Here is a 19,811-nt window from a genome sequence, read left to right on the forward strand (position 1 = left end):
TGATCCGAATCCTGGTGCTGGCCCTGCTGCTGGCAGCCAGCGGCTGCGAGCCAACCCCACCCCCTGCCGGTTTTGCCGGGCTTGGCGGCCAGGCCGGTGACTTCGCCCAGGTCACCCCCGGCAAGGTCTTCCAGTTTCCCGCCGACCATGGCGCTCACCCCGACTTCCGCATCGAGTGGTGGTACCTGACCGCCAACCTCGAAGACGACCAGGGGCAACGCTTCGGCGTGCAGTGGACCCTGTTCCGCAGCGCCCTGGCACCAGGCAGCACCGAACCGGGCTGGGGTAACCGCAACCTGTGGATCGGCCACGCCGGACTCACTTCCGCAACGGACCACTACAGCGCACAGACCCTGGCCCGCGGAGGCATCGGCCAGGCCGGTGTGAGCATCATGCCGTTCAACGCCTGGATCGATGACTGGCACCTGCGCAGCCAGCCTGGCGTCGAGCACACGCTCGCCGCAATGGCGGTACAGGCCACTGGCGAACGGTTTGCCTACCAACTGGCCCTGACCAGCGAGCGCCCTCTGTTACTGCAGGGCGAGCAAGGCTATAGCCGCAAGTCCGATGCGGGACAGGCCTCGTATTATTACAGCCAGCCGTTCTTCAGCGCAGCCGGCCAGCTGCAGATCGACGGCAAGCGCTATAAGGTCAAGGGCCGCGCGTGGCTTGACCGGGAATGGAGCAGCCAGCCACTGGCAGCCGATCAGTCCGGCTGGGACTGGTTTTCGCTGCACCTGGACGACGGCCAGCAGTTGATGGTGTTTCGCCTGCGCGGCGCCGGCGGGCAAGACTTTCTCAGCGGTAACTGGATCGACGCCCAGGGACGCAGCACACCGCTGGCCCCGGGCAGCATCACCCTGCGCCCGTTGCAGGACACCCGCGTGGCCGGTCGGCAGGTACCCACGCGCTGGGCCATCGACATCCCCAGCCACGGCCTGCATGTGCAAACCACCGCGTTGAACCCGAAAGCCTGGATGGCGGTGGGCACGCCCTACTGGGAAGGCCCGGTGACCCTGGCGGGCAGCCATGCTGGCGAAGGCTATCTGGAAATGACCGGATACTGATACACGCACGGGTTTTTGTACAAATATCAAACCAACTTCGGTCGCAGCGGTCCTTTTAGAAATACCTAAGGACGCTCCGTCACGGCATGCCGACCTCCAGCGCTTTTGCCAAACACTGGTTCGCCAGCCGTCAATGGAAGCCCTTCGCGTTCCAGAAGGACGTCTGGGCCGCCGTCAAACGCGGCGAATCGGGCATGCTCCACGCGAGCACTGGCGCGGGCAAGACCTACGCCGTCTGGTTCGCCGCCCTGCAACGCTTCGCCAAGGCCGGGCCCGTCATTCCCAAGGGCAAGCGCAAGCCGGTCATGGCGCCGCTGACCGTGCTATGGGTCACGCCCATGCGCGCGCTGGCCGCCGATACCCTGCGCGCCCTGCAGGTACCGGTGGATGAGTTGCAGATCGGCTGGAGCCTGGGCCTGCGCACTGGCGACACCAGCAGCAGTGATCGCGCCAAGCAAACGCGCCGCCTGCCCTCGGCGCTGGTAACCACGCCTGAAAGCCTGACGCTGCTGCTGGCCCGCGACAAGGCTTGCGAGGAGTTGAGCAGCGTCGCCATGGTCGTCGTCGATGAGTGGCACGAACTGATCGGCAACAAACGCGGCGTGCAGTTGCAGCTGGCATTGGCGCGATTGCGGCAGTGGAACCCGCAGCTCATCGTCTGGGGCATCTCCGCCACCCTGGGTAACCAGGCGCATGCACAGGAAGTGCTGCTACCCGGCCAGCCGAGTGTCAGCGTACAAGGCGCGCAGGCCAAGACGATCGAGGTCGACACGCTGTTGCCGGCGGCCATCGAACGATTTCCCTGGGGTGGGCACATGGGTCTGCGCATGCTCGACCAGGTAGTCGCGGAGGTCGAAAGCAGCAACAGTTGCCTGATATTCACCAACACCCGTGCACAGTCCGAAATCTGGTTCCAGGCCATCCTTGATGCGCGCCCGGACTGGGCGGGCATCATCGCCCTGCATCACAGTTCGCTGTCGCGGGAAGTGCGCGAGTGGGTCGAACGGGCCCTCAAGCAAGGCCAGCTCAAGGCGGTGGTGTGTACGTCGAGCCTGGATTTGGGGGTGGACTTCCTGCCGGTGGAACGGGTGCTCCAAATCGGCTCGGCGAAGGGTATCGCGCGCTTGATGCAGCGTGCCGGTCGCTCCGGCCATGCACCGGGTCGGGCATCGCGGGTCACCCTGGTGCCGACCCACAGCATGGAGCTGGTCGAAGCTGCGGCGGCCCACGATGCCGTCGCGCAGCGACGCATCGAGCCACGCGTGTCACCCGACAAGCCATTGGATGTGTTGGTCCAGCACCTGGTGAGCATGGCGCTGGGCGGCGGTTTCCTGCCCGACGCATTGCTGGTCGAAGTGCGTACCACCTGGGCTTACCGCAACCTGACCGAGGATGAATGGCAGTGGGCCCTGGCGTTCGTGCGCTATGGCGGCCACTCCCTCACTGCCTACCCCGATTACCGTCGAGTCGAGCCTGACGAGCATGGCCTGTGGCGCGTCCCCGACGCACGCCTGGCGCGTCGTCATCGCATGGGCATCGGCACCATCGTCAGCGATGCCAGCCTGCAGTTGAAGTACTGGAGCAAGGGCGGTGGCGGTCGCTCGCTGGGCAGTGTCGAAGAGGGGTTCATCGCCCGTCTCAAACCGGGTGACGGCTTTCTGTTCGCCGGGCGCCAACTGGAGCTGGTGCGGGTCGAGGACATGACCGCCTACGTCAAGCGCAGCACCGCCAAGAAAGCCGCCGTGCCGCGCTGGAATGGCGGGCGCATGCCGCTGTCCGGCGAGCTGGCCGACGCCCTGGTGGCGAAGCTGGGCGCCGCCGCCCGCGGTGAGTACGACAGCCCCGAGATGCGTGCCGTGCGCCCGCTGCTGGAAGTACAGCAACAGTGGTCGGCGCTACCTAGCGAAACCACGTTACTGGCGGAAACGCTGAAGTCGCGCGAAGGCTGGCACCTGTTCATCTACCCCTTCGGCGGTCGCCAGGTGCATCTGGGACTGGGCAGCCTGCTGGCCTGGCGCCTGGCGCAGCGCCAGCCCCTGACATTCTCCATCGCGGTGAACGACTATGGGCTGGAACTGCTCAGTGCCACCGAGGTGGACTGGGCCGCCCAACTGGACCCTGCACTGCTCAGCGCGCACAACCTGTTGAGCGATGTACTGGCCAGCCTGAACGCTGGCGAACTGGCGCTGCGGCGCTTTCGCGAGATTGCGCGGATCTCCGGCCTGGTGTTCGGCGGTTACCCTGGCTCGCAGAAAAGCACCCGCCAGGTTCAGGCTTCCAGCGGCCTGTTCTTTCAGGTATTCAAGCAATACGACTCCGGCAACCTGCTGCTGACCCAGGCGCAGGAAGAAGTCTTGAAGCAGGAGCTGGAAGTGCAGCGGCTGGAGCATGTACTGCAACAGATCGCCAGTCGGCGTCTGGATATGCACGCGGTCAAGCGTCCGACGCCGCTGGGCTTTCCGCTGCTGGTCGAGCGTTTCCGTGAAAGCCTGAGTTCGGAGAAGCTCGCCGACCGCATACGTCGCATGGTCGGCGACCTGGAGAAAGCCGCAGGATGAGTGAGTATTGCAACGTACAACTGGCAGGCGCCGAGCTATGGCTGCTGGCCGAGAAAGCGGTCTACTGGCCCGAGCACAAGGCCCTGTTGATAGCCGATGCGCACTTCGGCAAGGCAGCGGCCTACCGCAAGCTGGGCCAGCCGGTGCCTCATGGCACCACAGCCAGCAACCTTCAAGTGATTGACCGAATCCTGGAGAAGTATCCCACCAAACACCTGATATTCCTCGGCGATTTTCTTCATGCACCGGGATCGCATTCGGCCGGAACGCTGGATGCCTTGGCAGCGTGGCGAACGGATGTCGCAGATTTACGCATCACGCTGATTCGAGGCAATCATGACAAACGCGCGGGCGACCCACCGGCGGAACTGCGTTTCGAAGTGGTTACCGAGCCTCTGGAAATGGGCCCGTTCGCATTGCAGCACGAACCCGATCCACACCCAGAGCTGCATGTCCTGGCTGGACACATTCACCCGGTCTATCGGCTGCACGGACGTGGCCGCCAAAGCCTGCGCCTGCCGTGCTACCTGCTCAGAGGCAAGGTCAGCCTGCTGCCGGCATTCGGCGCTTTCACGGGGGGATACAACATGGACAGCGCCGCCGACCAGCGTGTGTACGTGGTCGGCGACGGCGGCGTCTGGCGGGTCGCTTGAGCGTCAGACCACCGGCGCGGGGGGCGGCTCGTCCGGAATGGTCGGGCTGCCTGGCTCCGGTGGTTGCGGGGTATCAGGATCGGGTTGGCCAGGTACGCCGCCAGCCATATGGCCGTAGGAATCGGCCAGAAGCGACCAGGCGAGTAGGCCAATCTGGTTGGGCTGCAGCTGAGCCAGTTGAGCACTGATAGTCGGGTCGATTTTCATAGACACTCCTGAGCAATGGCCCGGAATACGGTGGGTAAACCGGGCAAGTCACTCATATGGAGTAGTAAAATGATAACTAGTTCGCCTCGATGGCTTTCACCTGTCTGCCCACCTGTCTGCCGGAATCAGGTGCGTGGCAGGGTCACGCCGCGCTGGCCCTGATATTTCCCGCCACGATCCTTGTAGGACACCTCGCATTCTTCGTCGGACTCCAGGAACAGCATCTGCGCCACCCCTTCGTTCGCATAGATCTTGGCCGGCAGCGTGGTGGTATTGGAGAACTCCAGGGTCACATGCCCTTCCCATTCCGGCTCCAGCGGGGTGACGTTGACGATGATGCCGCAGCGCGCGTAGGTGCTCTTGCCCAGGCAGATGGTCAGCACGTTGCGTGGAATGCGGAAGTACTCGACCGTGCGGGCCAGGGCAAAGGAGTTGGGTGGAATGATGCAGACGTCGCTCTTGATATCGACGAAGCTTTTTTCGTCGAAGTTCTTCGGATCTACCGTGGCCGAGTTGATGTTGGTGAACACCTTGAATTCATCGGCGCAGCGCACGTCGTAGCCGTAGCTGGACACCCCGAAAGAAATCACCCGATCTGCGCCCTCGCCGCGCACCTGGCGTTCGACGTAGGGTTCGATCATGCCGTGTTCCTGCGCCATGCGGCGAATCCACTTGTCCGATTTGATGCTCATGGCGGGTGTCCTGAATAACGAGGTGAATAAAGTCCGAAGCGCATCTTACCGGGCCTCGCGCTGCGGTTCAAAGACTGCCTCGCCCATGGCGCGGCGAACCTGCCACCAGGCTGCGCATGGCCGCCGAGCACTATTTGCAAGAAACCCTGCAAAGACCATTGGCACGTTCCTGAAAAAGGGTTAAGGTGGCGCCACTGTGTTGCTTGTGTCACTGAGAATCTCTACCCGATGTCCAACATCTTCATGAATTTTCCTGCTCTTTGCACTCAGTCTCGGCCAGGGCTTTTCCCGAACCGCAGTTAACTTTGTTCAAGGAGATACACCATGTCCAATCGCCAAACCGGTACCGTCAAGTGGTTCAACGATGAAAAAGGCTTCGGCTTCATCACTCCACAATCCGGTGACGACCTGTTCGTACACTTCAAAGCCATTCAGGCTGACGGCTTCAAAAGCCTGAAAGAAGGCCAGCAGGTCTCTTTCATCGCTACCCGCGGTCAGAAAGGCATGCAAGCTGAAGAAGTTCAAGTCGTATAACTTGAGCTGAACAGCTTCTGAAGAACCCCGCCCTCACCGGCGGGGTTTTTTTATGCCCGCAGTTTGATCTTTTCAGCTACAGGTGACGGCGGGCGCCAGGCGCGCCGTCACTCACTGGGCTGGGCAGCTCAGTCGTCGCTGACGGTAATGCTGGGCATTGCCTGCGCGCTGGCTTCCTGCAACACGATCCGCGCACCGACATGCCGCGCCAGCTCCTGGTAGACCATGGCGATCTGGCTCTCCGGCTCGGCCGCCGCCGTCGGTTTGCCACCGTCGGCCTGTTCGCGAATCAGCATCGACAATGGCAGCGACGCCAGCAGCTCCACGCCGTATTGCGATGCCAGCTTCTCGCCGCCGCCTTCGCCGAAGAGATGTTCGGCATGACCGCAGTTGGAGCAGATGTGCACGGCCATGTTCTCGACCACACCGAGCACGGGAATGTGCACCTTGCGGAACATCTCGACACCCTTGCGGGCGTCCAGCAGCGCCAGGTCCTGAGGCGTGGTGACGATCACCGCACCCGCCACCGGCACCTTCTGCGCCAGGGTCAGCTGAATGTCGCCAGTACCCGGCGGCATGTCGATGACCAGGTAGTCGAGGTCGTCCCAGGCAGTCTGGGTGACCAATTGCAACAGCGCGCCCGACACCATCGGACCACGCCAGACCATCGGGGTGTTGTCGTCGGTGAGGAAGGCCATCGACATCACCTCCACGCCATGCGCCTGGATGGGCACGAACCATTTCTGGTCCTTGACCTTGGGCCGAGTGCCCTCGGCGATGCCGAACATCACGCCTTGGCTGGGGCCATAGATGTCGGCATCGAGAATGCCCACCCGGGCGCCTTCGCGGGCCAGGGCCAGGGCCAGGTTGGCGGCCGTGGTCGACTTGCCGACTCCACCCTTGCCCGATGCCACGGCCACCACGTTCTTGACGTTGGCCAGCCCGGGAATCTGCGCCTGCGCCTTGTGCGCCTGCACCACGCAATCGATCTGCACGCGAGCGCGGTCGACCCCGTCCAGGTTTTCAATGGCCGTCTGCAGTACCTGGGCCCAGCCATTCTTGAACAGGCCGGCGGCATACCCCAGCTGCAAGCGCACCTGCACCTGCGCGCCATCGATATCGATGGCCTGCACGCACCCGGCACTGACCGGGTCCTGGTTCATATAGGGGTCGGTGTACTGGCGAAGGACGGCTTCCACCGCTGCGCGATTCACGGTGCTCATGGCTACTCCCGATCAAAGACTGAGCAAAACAGGCGGCTATCCTAACGCGTCTGCCCGGACACCGGCAGATTGGATTTGCGCGCCCGCCGGGGCCGGTCTGCGGCATCGGCGCGCGGCGCCCAGATTATTCAGCATACCTTTGGCCCTGCGCCCCCCAATCCGTTAGAATCAGCGCCTTTTCAAAAGCGGGAGACAGGCAGCATGGCGCAGCAGTATCAACCGGGGCAACGCTGGATCAGCGACAGCGAAGCGGAACTCGGCCTGGGCACCGTCCTGGCCCAGGACGGTCGCTTGCTCACCGTGCTCTACCCGGCCACCGGCGAAACCCGCCAGTACGCATTGCGCAATGCTCCGTTGACGCGCGTGCGCTTTTCTCCAGGCGATGTGATCACCCACTTCGAAGGCTGGAAACTGACCGTCCGCGAGGTCGACGATGCCGACGGCCTGCTGGTCTACCACGGCCTCAATGCGCAGAACGAGCAACGCACACTGCCTGAAACCCAGCTGTCCAATTTCATCCAGTTCCGCCTGGCCAGCGACCGCCTGTTCGCCGGCCAGATCGACCCGCTGCCGTGGTTTTCGCTGCGCTACAACACCCTGGAACACACCAGCAAGCAGTTGCAGTCCTCGCTCTGGGGCCTGGGCGGCGTGCGTGCGCAACCCATCGCGCACCAGCTGCACATTGCCCGCGAAGTCGCCGACCGCATCGCCCCGCGCGTATTGCTGGCCGACGAAGTGGGCCTGGGCAAGACCATCGAAGCCGGCCTGGTGATTCATCGCCAGCTGCTGTCCGGGCGAGCCAGCCGCGTGCTGATCCTGGTCCCGGAAAACCTGCAGCACCAATGGCTGGTGGAAATGCGCCGGCGCTTCAACCTGCAGGTGGCCCTGTTCGATGCCGAGCGCTTCATCGAAAGCGATGCCAGCAACCCCTTCGAGGACGCGCAACTGGCGCTGGTCTCGCTGGAATGGCTGACCGAAGATGAAAAGGCCCAGGATGCGTTGTTCGCCGCCGGCTGGGACCTGCTGGTGGTCGACGAGGCCCATCACCTGGTCTGGCACGAGGAAAAGGCCAGCCCGCAGTACTCGCTGGTCGAGCAACTGGCCGAAGTCATCCCCGGCGTTCTGCTGCTCACCGCCACCCCGGAGCAACTGGGCCAGGACAGCCACTTCGCACGCCTGCGCCTGCTCGATCCGAACCGTTTCCATGACCTGGCGGCCTTTCGTGCCGAAAGCGAAAACTATCGTCCGGTCGCCGAAGCCGTGCAGGAACTGCTCGACAAGGGCAGCTTGTCGAGCACCGCGCAACAGACCATCCACGGCCTGCTTGGCGCCGATGGCGACACCCTGGTCGCGTCGGTCAATGCCGGCGACGAGGAAGCCGGCCCGCGCCTGATCCGTGAACTGCTCGATCGCCACGGCACCGGGCGCGTATTGTTCCGCAACACCCGCGCCGCCGTGCAGGGCTTCCCCGAACGCAAGCTGCACCCCTACCCACTGCCGTGCCCGGACGCCTACCTGGAGCTGCCGCTGGGCGAACACGCCGAGTTGTACCCGGAAGTCGGCTTCCAGGCTCAGGCCGAGGACAGCGACGCCGAACGCTGGTGGCGCTTCGATCCGCGGGTGGAATGGCTGATCGACACGCTCAAGATGCTCAAGCGCACCAAGGTGCTGGTCATCTGCGCTCACGCCGAAACCGCGATGGACCTGGAAGACGCCCTGCGCGTGCGCTCCGGCACCCTGGCCACGGTGTTCCACGAAGGAATGAGCATTCTGGAGCGGGACCGCGCAGCGGCCTATTTCGCTGATGAAGAATTCGGCGCGCAGGTGCTGATCTGTTCGGAAATCGGCAGCGAGGGCCGCAACTTCCAGTTCGCCCACCATCTGGTGCTGTTCGACCTGCCTGCGCACCCCGACCTGCTCGAGCAGCGCATCGGCCGCCTCGACCGAATCGGCCAGAAACACATCATCGAGCTGCATGTGCCGTACCTGGAAAACAGCCCGCAGGAACGCCTGTTCCAGTGGTACCACAGCGCGCTCAATGCCTTTCTCAACACCTGTCCTACGGGTAACGCGTTGCAGCACCAGTTCGGTCCGCGCCTGCTGCCGATGCTGGAAAACGCCGACGACGGTGAGTGGCAAGCGCTGATCGACGAGGCGCGCAGCCGCCGTGAGTCGCTGGAAAGCGAGCTGCACACCGGGCGCGACCGACTGCTGGAGCTCAACTCCGGCGGCGACGGCGAAGGCCAGGCTCTGGTGGCTGCCATCGAAGAGCAGGACGATCAATTCGCCCTGCCGATCTACATGGAAACCCTCTTCGATGCCTTCGGCATCGACAGCGAAGACCATTCCGACAACGCGTTGATCCTGCGCCCCAGCGAGAAGATGCTCGATGCCAGCTTTCCGCTCGGCGACGACGAAGGCGTGACCATCACCTACGACCGCGAGCAGGCGTTGTCGCGCGAGGACATGCAGTTCATCACCTGGGAGCACCCCATGGTGCAGGGCGGCATGGACCTGGTACTGGCGGGGTCGATGGGCAACACTGCCGTGGCGCTGATCAAGAACAAGGCGCTCAAGCCAGGCACCGTGCTGCTGGAACTGCTTTACGTCAGCGAAGTGGTCGCGCCGCGCTCGCTGCAGCTGGGCCGCTACTTGCCGCCTGCGGCGCTGCGCTGCCTGCTCGACACCAATGGCAACGACCTGGCATCGCGAGTGTCGTTCGAAACCCTCAACGATCAGCTCGAAAGCGTCCCCAAGGCCAGCGCCAACAAGTTCATCCAGGCGCAGCGCGATGTGCTCGCACCGCGCATCACCGCCGGCGAAAGCAAGATCGCGCCGCGGCATGCCGAACGCGTCGCACAGGCGCAGCACCGCCTGGCTGCCGAAACGGAAGAGGAACTGGCACGCTTGACGGCGTTGCAGGCGGTCAATCCGACCGTGCGGGACAGCGAACTGGTTGCCCTGCGCAAACAGCGTGAAGACGGCCTGGCCATGCTCGACAAGGCTGCCCTGCGCCTGGAAGCCATTCGCGTGCTGGTAGCCGGCTGACCGCTGCCTTCCCGCGCGGGCGTGAGCCTGCGCGGGAGGGCGTTACGGAATCACCCTGACTGTTACTGGCCGTGTCGCCAGCGTTCGCTGGCACGCGGTTGGTTGCCGATGACCACGATCAGCAGTTGCGAAGACCGGCGCGTTTGACCTCGACCACGCACCGCTGTGGTGCATGCATTATTCCCCTGCCCTTTCCTGGATCACCACCCACGGTGACACCACCACCGCCCAGAGCACCGGATCGCGTTCGCAAAAATCCAAGGCCCGCGGCGCAGACAGCTTCTCGACCTTTCCATCGGCCAGCCATTGGGCGACCTCAGCGTGCTTGTCTTCGGCCAACGCCTGCCCTACGGTGATCAAATCCAGGCCAGGCTCGACCCACAACAGGGCACCCTTGGCAAAGAAGGGCTGCAATGCCTGCCATTCGATAATTGCGGTCTCGCCAAGCAATTTGGCATAGAGGGTGCTAGCGTCTTCAGTCATGGGTTTCACCGTCAGGAAAAAATCGGCGCCATGATAGCGGTCCGAGTTGTCTGGAAAAACCCGGTTGCAATATATAGGTTCGAGTTTTGCCCCGACAAACCGGCTTTATTTGTCTGGCCGGACGCCAGCATGTACTTGAATCTATAACTTTATGTCGATTTAGCGACAACCGATCGCTTTCGCTGCAAACGCCAGCTTTCCAACCGGCAAACCGGCGCTCTACACTGTACCGGTACAGTTGTCGGGTGCAGATTCGGATGTCGTCTGCCATGGCTCGCCGAGGGGGTAAAGCGGTGAGTGTGGCCAAGATTCGGTCCGCCGCCTGTTCGGCCAGGACTATAAAAACTACAACGCAAAAATGGAGCACTAATGAATAAGCAGATTTCCAAACTGTTTGCCGCTCTGGTTCTGGCCGGCGTCGCCAGCCACTCGATGGCAGCCGACACCATCAAGATCGGCATCGCCGGGCCCAAGACCGGCCCGGTTGCCGAATACGGCGTCATGCAGTTCAACGGCGCGAAGATGGCTATCGAGCAGATCAACGCCAAGGGCGGCGTTGACGGCAAGCAGCTCGTAGCCGTCGAATACGACGACGCCTGCGATCCCAAGCAGGCCGTTGCGGTGGCCAACAAGGTGGTCAATGACGGCGTCAAGTTCGTCGTTGGTCACCTGTGCTCCAGTTCCGCCCAGCCGGCATCCGATGTCTACGAAGACGAAGGCATCATCATGGTGACCCCGGCGGCCACCAGCCCCGACATTACCGCCAAGGGCAAGAAGCTGGTATTCCGTACCATCGGCCTGGACAGCGCCCAGGGCCCTGCCGCCGGCAACTACATCGCCGATGTGGTCAAACCCAAGATCGTTGCCGTCGTCCACGACAAGCAGCAGTACGGCGAAGGTATTGCCACGGCGGTCAAGACCACGCTTGAAGGCAAGGGCGTGAAAGTCGCCGTGTTCGAAGGCATCAACGCCGGCGACAAGGATTTTTCATCGCTGATCGCCAAGCTCAAGCAGGCAAACGTCGACTTCGTCTACTACGGCGGCTACCACCCCGAGCTGGGCCAGATCCTGCGCCAGTCCAAGGAGAAAGGCCTGAACGCCAAGTTCATGGGCCCTGAAGGCGTGGGCAACGATTCCATCTCGCAGATCGCAGGCGAAGCCTCCGAAGGCCTGCTGGTCACCTTGCCCAAGTCTTTCGACAAGGATCCTGAAAACATCGCGCTGACCAAGGCATTCCAGGACAAGAAGCAAGACCCGAGCGGTCCGTTCGTTTACCCGTCGTACTCGGCCGTGCAAGTGATTGCCGACGGCATCACCGCCGCCAAGAGCGAAGACACCGACAAAGTGGCCGAGGCCATCCACGCCGGTACCTTCAAGACGCCCATGGGCGATCTGAGCTATGACGCCAAGGGCGACCTGAAGAACTTCCAGTTCGTGGTCTACGAGTGGCATTTCGGCAAACCCAAGACCGAAGCCGCCCAGTAAGCCCGGCGACACCCCCACAAAGCCCACTGCATTGCAGTGGGCTTTGTTTTACGAGTGACGGGTACGGCCGGTGCGAACCACCGGCCGGCCCCCTGAAAATCTTGAAACCGTAACCAGCGGTTCACCTGCCCTGCCCGGCAACACTGCGCCAAGGAGAGCGCTCGGGACATGGCCGGAGAAATGCGAACAGGTTTTTAGGAGCGCGGTAAATGCCTGAATTATTCCATTACATGCAGCAGTTGGTGAATGGCCTGACCATCGGCAGCACCTATGCATTGATCGCCATCGGCTACACGATGGTGTACGGCATCATCGGCATGATCAACTTCGCCCATGGCGAGGTGTACATGATCGGTTCGTATGTCACCTTCATCGTTCTGGCTGGCCTGGCCATGCTGGGCATCCACAGTCTTCCGGTACTGATGATCGCCGGCTTCGCCGCCGCCATCCTGGTCACCAGTGCCTATGGCTACAGCATCGAACGTGTCGCCTATCGACCGCTGCGCAACAGCAACCGGTTGATCCCGTTGATCTCGGCGATCGGCATGTCGATCTTCCTGCAGAATTCGGTGCAGCTGTCCCAGGGCTCCGGCAACTTCGCCATTCCCAATCTGCTCCCCGGCAGCCTGACCTTCGGCCCCGGTGGTGCCGAGGAAGTACAGATTTCCTACATGCAGATTCTGGTATTCCTGGTCACGCTGGGCGCGATGTACGGCCTGACGCTGTTCATTTCCCGCTCACGCATGGGTCGCGCCTGCCGCGCCTGCGCCGAGGACATGAAAATGGCCAACCTGCTGGGCATCAACACCAACGCGATCATCGCCCTCACCTTCGTGATAGGCGCGGCACTGGCCGCAGTCGCGGCCGTGCTGTTGAGCATGCAATATGGCGTGATCAACCCCAGCGCCGGCTTCCTGGTCGGGCTCAAGGCCTTCACCGCAGCGGTGCTGGGCGGTATCGGCAGCATTCCAGGCGCCATGCTGGGCGGCCTGGTGCTGGGCGTAGCCGAAGCGTTCGGCGCGGATATCTTTGGTGACCAGTACAAGGACGTCGTGTCGTTCGGCCTGCTGGTCCTGGTTCTATTATTCCGTCCGACCGGCATCCTGGGCCGTCCGGAGGTTGAGAAAGTATGAGCAAGTCTCTTAGATCCGCGCTGTTCAGCGCGGCACTGGTGTGGGCCGTGGCCTATCCGGTACTGGGCCTGAAACTGGCCTTCTCCGGCGTTACCCTGGTTGTGCAGAACGCCAGCACCGGCACCCTGCTGACCATTGCCGGCTGTTCGCTGCTGATGTTCCTGCGGGTGCTGTTCGCCGAGCGCATCGGTGGCCTGCGCCGCGATTCGAGCAGGCCGCTGATACCGGCCAAGGCCTCGAACTTCCTCACCCTGCCCAGCACTCAGCGCTGGTTCATCCTGGCCCTGGTGGTGCTGGCGTTCATCTGGCCGTTCTTCGGTTCGCGTGGCGCGGTCGACATCGCAACCCTGATCCTGATCTACGTCATGCTCGGCCTCGGCCTGAACATCGTGGTCGGCCTGGCTGGCCTGCTCGACCTGGGTTACGTGGGTTTCTATGCAGTCGGCGCCTACGGCTATGCCCTGCTCTCGCATTATTTCGGCCTGAGCTTCTGGGAGTGCCTGCCACTGGCCGGTCTGCTGGCGGCAACCTTCGGTTTCCTCCTGGGCTTCCCGGTGCTGCGCCTGCGTGGTGATTACCTGGCCATCGTGACCTTGGGTTTCGGGGAAATCATCCGGATATTCCTGCGCAACCTCACCGACATCACCGGCGGCCCGAACGGCATCAGCAACATCGAGAAGCCGACGTTCTTCGGCCTCTCGTTCGAGCGCCGCGCCGCCGAAGGCAGCCAGACCTTCTACCAATTCTTCGGCCTGGAATACAGCCCGATCGGCAAGGTCATCTTTCTCTACCTGATCGCCCTGCTGATGGCCCTGGCGGCGCTGTTCGTCATCAACCGCTTGCTGCGCATGCCCATCGGACGAGCCTGGGAAGCGCTGCGCGAGGACGAGATCGCCTGCCGCGCGCTGGGCCTCAACCCGACCGTGATCAAGCTCTCCGCGTTCACTTTGGGTGCGGCATTCGCAGGCTTCGCCGGCAGTTTCTTCGCGGCACGGCAAGGCCTGGTCACCCCGGAATCGTTCACCTTCATCGAGTCGGCGATCATTCTTGCCATCGTTGTGCTGGGGGGCATGGGCTCGCAACTGGGGGTGATCCTTGCCGCCATCGTGATGATCCTGCTGCCTGAATTGATGCGTGAGTTCAGTGACTACCGCATGTTGATGTTCGGCGCCCTGATGGTGCTGATGATGATCTGGCGTCCGCAAGGCTTGCTTCCGATGCAGCGTCCCCACCTGGAGCTGCGCAAATGAGCCAGAACATTCTGCAAGTCACCAACCTGAGCATGCGCTTCGGCGGCCTGCTGGCGGTCAACGGCGTGGCCCTGAGCGTGAAGGAAAAGCAGGTGGTGGCCCTGATCGGCCCCAACGGCGCCGGCAAGACCACGGTGTTCAACTGCCTGACCGGCTTCTACAAGCCCAGCGGCGGGACCATCCTGCTCGATGGCCAGCCGATCCAGGGACTGCCCGGCCATCAGATCGCTCGCAAGGGCGTGGTGCGCACCTTCCAGAACGTGCGGCTGTTCAAGGAAATGACCGCACTGGAAAACCTGCTGATCGCCCAGCATCGGCACTTGAACACCAATTTTTTCGCCGGCCTGTTCAAGACGCCCAACTTTCGCAAGAGCGAAAGGGATGCCATGGAGTACGCCGAGTACTGGCTGGAAAAGGTCAACCTCAAGGAGTTCGCCAATCGCACCGCGGGGACGCTCGCCTACGGGCAGCAGCGCCGCCTGGAGATTGCCCGCTGCATGATGACCCGGCCGCGCATGCTGATGCTCGACGAACCGGCGGCCGGCCTCAACCCGCGCGAAACCGACGACCTCAAGGCGCTGATCGGGGTGCTGCGTGAAGAGCACAACGCAACCGTGCTGCTGATCGAGCACGACATGAAACTGGTCATGAGCATTTCCGACCACATCGTCGTGATCAACCAGGGCACGCCCCTGGCCGATGGTACGCCGGAGCAGATCCGCGACAATCCTGACGTCATCAAAGCCTACCTGGGGGAAGCGTAAATGCTGCAGTTCGAAAACGTTTCTACCTTCTACGGCAAGATCCAGGCGCTGCACGGGGTCAATGTGGAGGTTCGCCAGGGCGAGATCGTCACCCTGATCGGGGCCAACGGCGCGGGCAAGTCAACCCTGCTGATGACCCTGTGCGGCGCGCCTCGGGCGCACTCGGGGAGCATTCGCTACATGGGCGAGGAGCTGGTGGGCAAGGAGTCAGCGGAAATCATGCGCAAGAGCATTGCCGTGGTGCCCGAAGGTCGCCGGGTGTTCGCGCGCCTGACTGTCGAGGAAAACCTGGCCATGGGCGGGTTCTTCACCGACAAGGGCGACTACGAGGAGCAGATGGACAAGGTCCTGACCTTGTTCCCGCGGCTCAAGGAACGCTTCAGCCAGCGCGGGGGCACCATGTCGGGCGGTGAACAGCAGATGCTCGCCATCGGCCGCGCGCTGATGAGCAAGCCCAAGCTGCTGTTGCTCGATGAACCCTCCCTGGGGCTGGCACCGATCATCATCCAGCAGATCTTCGACATCATCGAGCAGTTGCGCCGTGATGGGGTCACGGTGTTCCTGGTCGAGCAGAACGCCAACCAGGCCCTGAAGATCGCCGACCGTGCCTACGTGCTGGAAAACGGCCGGGTGGTCATGCAAGGCAGCGGCGAAACCCTGCTCACCGACCCCAAGGTGCGCGAGGCCTACCTGGGCGGTTGAGTGCGCCGCCAGGCTTGTGCGCCCCGCTACCTGTAGGAGCGGTCCGCGGCCGCGAAGGCATCACCGCGGCTCGACTGACAGACCGCGGTAAGTCCTTCGCGGCCGCGGACCGCTCCTACGGCAGACCGTGAGGCGGAGCGGACGACGTAGTCCCGTCGTCCCTGCGAACACGTTTTTCACGGGCCCTGTGCTACCGTGCTCCTCATCGTTCAGGAGACCCACGATGCACCTGCCCCGCTCCCTCGCCATGCTCGCCCTGCTGCCACTGCTCGCCAGCTGCCAGTCCATCTTCAACCGCGCTGCGGATGCCCCTTCCACTGCAGGCCTGACCCGCATGCAAGGCGCCCTGCAGGGCGACAACGGCCGGCTGTTCTTTCAGCCCTGTGGTGACCCGCGCCGCTATGCGGTAACCGACAGCAATGGCACCGGGGTGTTGCAGGAGGCCTCGCAACTGGCCGGCAATCGCCCTGTGGTGTATGCCGACCTGCGCGGACGTTTCGACGCCAGCACCAACGGCAGCACCGATGGCCAACTGCGCCTGCAGCAGCTGTATCGACTCGATCGCTCGCTGGCCGCGTGCAAGGACCCGGACTTCAAACTGTCCAGCCTGAGCGCCGCTGGCGAGTCCCCGCGCTGGCAGGTCAGGGTGACCGGCCAGGGCATGATCGTGGATCGCGAAGGTCAGGCTCCCCTGGCCTTGCCCTATGTCGAGGAACAGGTCGGCGATGGCCGCTTCAACCTGTCCACCGAGGCCAACGGCCAGCGCATCGAGCTGTGGGTGGCACCGCAACGCTGCGTCGATACGCGCAATCAGGGCGTGCAGTTTCTCGCTGCCGAACTGCGCGTCAACGGCGACGTGCAGCGTGGCTGCGCGACCTTCGGCGGCGCACGCAATCAGTAAGCTGCACCGTCCAGCGTTTTTTACCTGACGACGGGCAGCGCATCGCGTTTATAATGCCGGGTTCTGTTATGCCCCCGGGGCGCGCCCGGATTTTTGGACCTGTCATGCTACGAATCACCGAACTCAAGTTGCCCCTGGACCACTCCGACGACGCCCTGCAGCCTGCCATCGTGCAGCGCCTGGGCATCGCCGACGCCGACCTGCTCGACTTCACTCTATTCAAACGCAGCTACGATGCGCGCAAGAAGAACAGCGAACTGCAGTTCATCTACACCGTCGATCTGCAAGTGCGCGACGAAGCCGCGGTGCTCGAGCGTTTCGCCGATGACCACAACGTCAACGTGGCCCCGGATGTCAGCTACAAGGTAGTCGGGCATGCGCCAGGGGACTATGCCCAACGCCCTCTGGTCGTGGGTTTCGGCCCCTGCGGGATCTTCGCCGCCCTGCTGCTGGCGCAGATGGGCTTCAAGCCCATCGTGCTCGAAAGAGGCAAGGAGGTGCGCCAGCGCACCAAGGACACCTGGGGCCTGTGGCGCAAGAACGTGCTGAACGCCGAGTCCAACGTGCAATTCGGCGAGGGCGGTGCCGGCACCTTTTCCGATGGCAAGCTCTACAGCCAGATCAAGGACCCACAGCACCATGGGCGCAAGGTTCTGCACGAGTTCGTCAAGGCTGGAGCGCCCGAGGAAATCCTCTACGTCAGCAAGCCACACATCGGCACGTTCCGCCTGACCGGCATGGTCGAGAACATGCGCCAGCAGATCATCGCGCTGGGCGGCGAGATCCGCTTCGAGCAGAAAGTCACCGACCTGCTGGTCGATGGCGAGCGCCTGCAGGGAGTGGTTCTGGAAAGCGGCGAGCAGTTGCTCTCCAACCATGTGGTCATGGCCCTGGGACACAGCGCCCGGGATACCTTTCGCATGCTGCACGCGCGCAATGTGTTCATGGAAGCCAAGCCCTTCTCCATCGGCTTTCGCGTGGAGCACCCGCAGGGCATCATCGACCGCGCCCGGCTGGGCAAGTACGCCGGCCACCCGAAGCTGGGTGCCGCTGACTACAAACTGGTCCACCACGCCAAGAATGGCCGCTCGGTGTACAGCTTCTGCATGTGCCCCGGCGGTACCGTGGTCGCGGCCACGTCCGAACCGGGTCGCGTGGTCACCAACGGCATGAGCCAGTATTCGCGCAACGAGCGCAATGCCAACTCAGGCATCGTCGTCGGCATTACCCCGGAACAGGACTATCCCGGCGGCCCGCTGGCCGGCATCGAGCTGCAGGAACAGCTCGAGTCCACGGCTTACCTGCTGGGTGGCAGCAACTATCAGGCGCCGGCGCAATTGCTGGGCGACTTCGTTGCCGGCAAGCCCTCCACAGCACTGGGCAGCGTCGAGCCTTCGTACAAACCGGGGGTCACGCTGGGCGACCTGGCACTGTCGCTGCCGGCTTTCGCCATCGAAGCGATCCGCGAGGCCCTGCCGGCATTCGAACGCCAGATCAAAGGCTTCTCGATGCATGACGCCGTGCTGACCGGCATCGAGACACGCACGTCCTCGCCCCTGCGCATCACCCGCGGTGCCGACTACCAGAGCCTGAACCTCAAGGGTCTGTTCCCGGCCGGTGAAGGTGCTGGCTATGCGGGCGGGATTCTTTCCGCCGGCGTGGACGGCGTACGTATCGCCGAAGCCGTGGCGCGGGACATTCTGGGGCTGCACTGACCCTTCGCCACTGCGTATTGGCATTGCCTGGAAAACGCATGTCGCTCACGCCCGTAGCGGGCGCAAAAAAACCGGCCTAGGCCGGTTTTTTCGTCAACGAGTTCGCTTAGTGCGAAACGCGGCTGGTGCCGTCTACCGTCATGATGCGTACACGCTCGCCGACACGGAACACTTCGTTCTCCTGCACGGCCTGAACGTAGGCACGCATGCTGCCGTCGTCCTCGCGCACGGTGATTTCCACACCCTGTGTGCGGGTGAATCCTTCTTCGGTGGCCGAGCCCAGCAGACCGCCAGCCACTGCGCCGATCACGGCAGCGACGATGCTGCCTCGGCCGCCACCGACTGCACTGCCGGCAACACCACCGACCACGGCACCCGCGCCACCGCCGATCGGTGTCTTGGTGCCTTCGATCTTGACCGGACGCAGCGACTCGATGGTGCCCATGCGCACGGTTTGCACACGGCGCGCCTCGTCGCGCGAGTAGGAGTCGCCCGACAGGTTGGAGGCACATCCGCCCAGCAGCAGGGACATCGTGGTGAAGCAGGCAACTAGCAGAACTGACTTGCGCATTTTGGCAGGACTCCATGGGACATGTGTGCATTAGACGCCGCAGGCCAACGGCTGTCACGACACGGTCTATAAAAATTTACGTCAGAGGTGCGTCAAAAGGTGCAGACGCGGGCCTGGATGCTCGACAAGCCACTGAACGTCTGGACAACGGGCAGTGGCAAAAGGTCAAGGCAGGGTCAGGGAGCCAGACGTTCGCGAACCCACGAACCGGCTTGCAAGCGATAGTTGAGGCGGTCGTGCAGGCGACTGGGACGCCCCTGCCAGAACTCGATTCGATCAGCCACCAGGCGGTATCCGCCCCAGTGCGCGGGGCACTCGGGCTCGACAGCGCTGAAGCGCTGCTCGGTTGCCTGCAGCAGCGCTTGCAGCTCGCTGCGATCAGCAATGACCTGGCTCTGCGGCGAGGCCCAGGCACCGAGGCGACTGCCAAGGGGACGGACCCGATAGTAGGCATCGGATTCGGCCGCGCTGACCTTGTTCACCCGCCCTTCTATTCGCACTTGTCGCTCGAGGGTAGGCCAGAAGAAGGTCATGGCCGCAAACGGCCGATCTGCCAGCTGCTGGCCCTTGGCACTGTCGTAGTTGCTGAAGAAGGTGAAACCCTGATCATCCAGGCCCTTGAGCAGCAACACGCGACAATGGGGACGACCTTCGGCATCGACGGTGGCCAGCGTCATCGCGTTGGCTTCCACCGGCGCCTGCTCGGTCTGGACTGCCTCGCCGAACCACTGGCGAAACAGCGCGAAGGGCTCGGACGGTGCCTGCGCCTCGTCCAGCCCATCACGGGTGTAACTACGGCGCATGTCGGCCAGGGCTTGCGTCATG

18 protein-coding genes are annotated in these 19,811 nt (G+C 63.1%); 12 read left to right on the top strand and 6 right to left on the bottom strand.

Features of this window, described 5'->3' with window-relative positions; all coding sequences use genetic code 11:
- Positions 1 to 2 precede the first annotated feature (2 nt).
- From IFU31_RS05400 to pdeM, 3 genes are all read left to right on the top strand, one after another.
- Positions 3 to 1,067 carry a lipocalin-like domain-containing protein gene (locus tag IFU31_RS05400; RefSeq protein ID WP_342345281.1) on the top strand — a complete coding sequence of 355 codons (1,065 nt, stop codon included), beginning with the start codon at positions 3 to 5 and terminating at the stop codon, positions 1,065 to 1,067.
- A gap of 86 nt (positions 1,068 to 1,153) precedes the next feature.
- The gene (locus tag IFU31_RS05405; protein WP_192102462.1) at positions 1,154 to 3,625 is read left to right on the top strand and encodes a ligase-associated DNA damage response DEXH box helicase; all 2,472 of its coding nucleotides are present in this window, start codon (positions 1,154 to 1,156) and stop codon (positions 3,623 to 3,625) included.
- Positions 3,622 to 4,278: a ligase-associated DNA damage response endonuclease PdeM gene (gene pdeM / locus IFU31_RS05410; RefSeq protein WP_192102463.1), complete on the top strand. Its 657-nt coding sequence runs from the start codon at positions 3,622 to 3,624 to the stop codon at positions 4,276 to 4,278. Before IFU31_RS05405 ends, pdeM begins: the two co-directional genes overlap by 4 nt.
- A gap of 3 nt (positions 4,279 to 4,281) precedes the next feature.
- Here the strand turns inward: pdeM and IFU31_RS05415 are convergent, their stop codons facing one another.
- Positions 4,282 to 4,485, bottom strand: coding sequence for a hypothetical protein (locus IFU31_RS05415; protein WP_122476433.1), 204 nt, complete (start codon positions 4,483 to 4,485; stop codon positions 4,282 to 4,284).
- A gap of 125 nt (positions 4,486 to 4,610) precedes the next feature.
- Complete coding sequence (gene dcd, locus IFU31_RS05420) at positions 4,611 to 5,177, bottom strand: dCTP deaminase (protein ID WP_043185284.1); 567 nt, start codon at positions 5,175 to 5,177, stop codon at positions 4,611 to 4,613.
- A 324-nt stretch (positions 5,178 to 5,501) separates the two neighbouring features.
- Here dcd and IFU31_RS05425 point away from each other — a divergent pair, with 324 nt between their 5' ends.
- Positions 5,502 to 5,711: a cold-shock protein gene (locus IFU31_RS05425; protein ID WP_049862192.1), complete on the top strand. Its 210-nt coding sequence runs from the start codon at positions 5,502 to 5,504 to the stop codon at positions 5,709 to 5,711.
- Between the two features lie 128 nt (positions 5,712 to 5,839).
- Here IFU31_RS05425 and apbC read toward each other — a convergent pair whose 3' ends face one another.
- Entirely contained in the window at positions 5,840 to 6,934 is a 1,095-nt protein-coding gene (gene apbC, locus IFU31_RS05430; RefSeq protein WP_122476437.1) for an iron-sulfur cluster carrier protein ApbC, read from the bottom strand.
- Between the two features lie 201 nt (positions 6,935 to 7,135).
- Between apbC and rapA the strand changes: the two genes are divergently transcribed.
- The gene (rapA, locus tag IFU31_RS05435; RefSeq protein ID WP_192102464.1) at positions 7,136 to 9,982 is read left to right on the top strand and encodes an RNA polymerase-associated protein RapA; all 2,847 of its coding nucleotides are present in this window, start codon (positions 7,136 to 7,138) and stop codon (positions 9,980 to 9,982) included.
- A gap of 177 nt (positions 9,983 to 10,159) precedes the next feature.
- On the opposite strand, the gene IFU31_RS05440 is transcribed toward rapA, so the two are convergent.
- Positions 10,160 to 10,465, bottom strand: a complete 306-nt coding sequence (locus IFU31_RS05440) for a DUF2288 domain-containing protein (RefSeq protein WP_122476440.1) — start codon at positions 10,463 to 10,465, stop codon at positions 10,160 to 10,162.
- Between the two features lie 369 nt (positions 10,466 to 10,834).
- Here IFU31_RS05440 and IFU31_RS05445 point away from each other — a divergent pair, with 369 nt between their 5' ends.
- The 7 genes from IFU31_RS05445 (at position 10,835) to IFU31_RS05475 (ending at position 18,415) form a co-directional block, all read left to right on the top strand.
- Complete coding sequence (locus IFU31_RS05445; RefSeq protein WP_122476442.1) at positions 10,835 to 11,950, top strand: branched-chain amino acid ABC transporter substrate-binding protein; 1,116 nt, start codon at positions 10,835 to 10,837, stop codon at positions 11,948 to 11,950.
- A gap of 209 nt (positions 11,951 to 12,159) precedes the next feature.
- Complete coding sequence (gene livH / locus IFU31_RS05450; RefSeq protein ID WP_122476443.1) at positions 12,160 to 13,083, top strand: high-affinity branched-chain amino acid ABC transporter permease LivH; 924 nt, start codon at positions 12,160 to 12,162, stop codon at positions 13,081 to 13,083.
- Positions 13,080 to 14,333 (top strand): high-affinity branched-chain amino acid ABC transporter permease LivM, encoded by a 1,254-nt coding sequence (locus tag IFU31_RS05455; RefSeq protein WP_122476445.1) that lies wholly within the window; start codon positions 13,080 to 13,082, stop codon positions 14,331 to 14,333. Before livH ends, IFU31_RS05455 begins: the two co-directional genes overlap by 4 nt.
- Entirely contained in the window at positions 14,330 to 15,097 is a 768-nt protein-coding gene (gene livG / locus IFU31_RS05460) for a high-affinity branched-chain amino acid ABC transporter ATP-binding protein LivG (protein WP_192102465.1), read from the top strand. Before IFU31_RS05455 ends, livG begins: the two co-directional genes overlap by 4 nt.
- Complete coding sequence (locus IFU31_RS05465; RefSeq protein WP_192102466.1) at positions 15,098 to 15,799, top strand: ABC transporter ATP-binding protein; 702 nt, start codon at positions 15,098 to 15,100, stop codon at positions 15,797 to 15,799.
- Positions 15,800 to 16,022: 223 nt separating this feature from the next.
- Entirely contained in the window at positions 16,023 to 16,700 is a 678-nt protein-coding gene (locus tag IFU31_RS05470) for a hypothetical protein (RefSeq protein ID WP_122476450.1), read from the top strand.
- Between the two features lie 104 nt (positions 16,701 to 16,804).
- Positions 16,805 to 18,415: an NAD(P)/FAD-dependent oxidoreductase gene (locus IFU31_RS05475; protein ID WP_192052898.1), complete on the top strand. Its 1,611-nt coding sequence runs from the start codon at positions 16,805 to 16,807 to the stop codon at positions 18,413 to 18,415.
- A gap of 106 nt (positions 18,416 to 18,521) precedes the next feature.
- Here the strand turns inward: IFU31_RS05475 and IFU31_RS05480 are convergent, their stop codons facing one another.
- Together IFU31_RS05480 and pdxH are read right to left on the bottom strand one after the other, a co-directional pair.
- Positions 18,522 to 18,986 (bottom strand): glycine zipper 2TM domain-containing protein, encoded by a 465-nt coding sequence (locus IFU31_RS05480; RefSeq protein WP_043185261.1) that lies wholly within the window; start codon positions 18,984 to 18,986, stop codon positions 18,522 to 18,524.
- 176 nt (positions 18,987 to 19,162) lie between these two features.
- Positions 19,163 to 19,810: a pyridoxamine 5'-phosphate oxidase gene (gene pdxH / locus IFU31_RS05485; protein ID WP_185794305.1), complete on the bottom strand. Its 648-nt coding sequence runs from the start codon at positions 19,808 to 19,810 to the stop codon at positions 19,163 to 19,165.
- Position 19,811: the final 1 nt, after the last annotated feature.

Source organism: Pseudomonas sp. CFBP 13602, from assembly GCF_014842725.1.
Taxonomy (GTDB): Bacteria; Pseudomonadota; Gammaproteobacteria; order Pseudomonadales; family Pseudomonadaceae; genus Aquipseudomonas; species Aquipseudomonas baltica.

Bases quoted from the DNA above. Each gene is read 5' to 3' on its own strand.
- IFU31_RS05440 (WP_122476440.1), bottom strand. From the start codon at position 10,465: ATGACTGAAGACGCTAGCACCCTCTATGCCAAATTGCTTGGCGAGACC.
- livG (WP_192102465.1), top strand. From the start codon at position 14,330: ATGAGCCAGAACATTCTGCAAGTCACCAACCTGAGCATGCGCTTCGGC.
- IFU31_RS05480 (WP_043185261.1), bottom strand. From the start codon at position 18,986: ATGCGCAAGTCAGTTCTGCTAGTTGCCTGCTTCACCACGATGTCCCTG.
- IFU31_RS05470 (WP_122476450.1), top strand. From the start codon at position 16,023: ATGCACCTGCCCCGCTCCCTCGCCATGCTCGCCCTGCTGCCACTGCTC.
- apbC (WP_122476437.1), bottom strand. From the start codon at position 6,934: ATGAGCACCGTGAATCGCGCAGCGGTGGAAGCCGTCCTTCGCCAGTAC.
- IFU31_RS05425 (WP_049862192.1), top strand. From the start codon at position 5,502: ATGTCCAATCGCCAAACCGGTACCGTCAAGTGGTTCAACGATGAAAAA.
- livH (WP_122476443.1), top strand. From the start codon at position 12,160: ATGCCTGAATTATTCCATTACATGCAGCAGTTGGTGAATGGCCTGACC.
- IFU31_RS05415 (WP_122476433.1), bottom strand. From the start codon at position 4,485: ATGAAAATCGACCCGACTATCAGTGCTCAACTGGCTCAGCTGCAGCCC.
- IFU31_RS05465 (WP_192102466.1), top strand. From the start codon at position 15,098: ATGCTGCAGTTCGAAAACGTTTCTACCTTCTACGGCAAGATCCAGGCG.
- IFU31_RS05455 (WP_122476445.1), top strand. From the start codon at position 13,080: ATGAGCAAGTCTCTTAGATCCGCGCTGTTCAGCGCGGCACTGGTGTGG.
- rapA (WP_192102464.1), top strand. From the start codon at position 7,136: ATGGCGCAGCAGTATCAACCGGGGCAACGCTGGATCAGCGACAGCGAA.
- IFU31_RS05405 (WP_192102462.1), top strand. From the start codon at position 1,154: ATGCCGACCTCCAGCGCTTTTGCCAAACACTGGTTCGCCAGCCGTCAA.
- IFU31_RS05445 (WP_122476442.1), top strand. From the start codon at position 10,835: ATGAATAAGCAGATTTCCAAACTGTTTGCCGCTCTGGTTCTGGCCGGC.
- IFU31_RS05475 (WP_192052898.1), top strand. From the start codon at position 16,805: ATGCTACGAATCACCGAACTCAAGTTGCCCCTGGACCACTCCGACGAC.
- pdeM (WP_192102463.1), top strand. From the start codon at position 3,622: ATGAGTGAGTATTGCAACGTACAACTGGCAGGCGCCGAGCTATGGCTG.
- pdxH (WP_185794305.1), bottom strand. From the start codon at position 19,810: ATGACGCAAGCCCTGGCCGACATGCGCCGTAGTTACACCCGTGATGGG.
- dcd (WP_043185284.1), bottom strand. From the start codon at position 5,177: ATGAGCATCAAATCGGACAAGTGGATTCGCCGCATGGCGCAGGAACAC.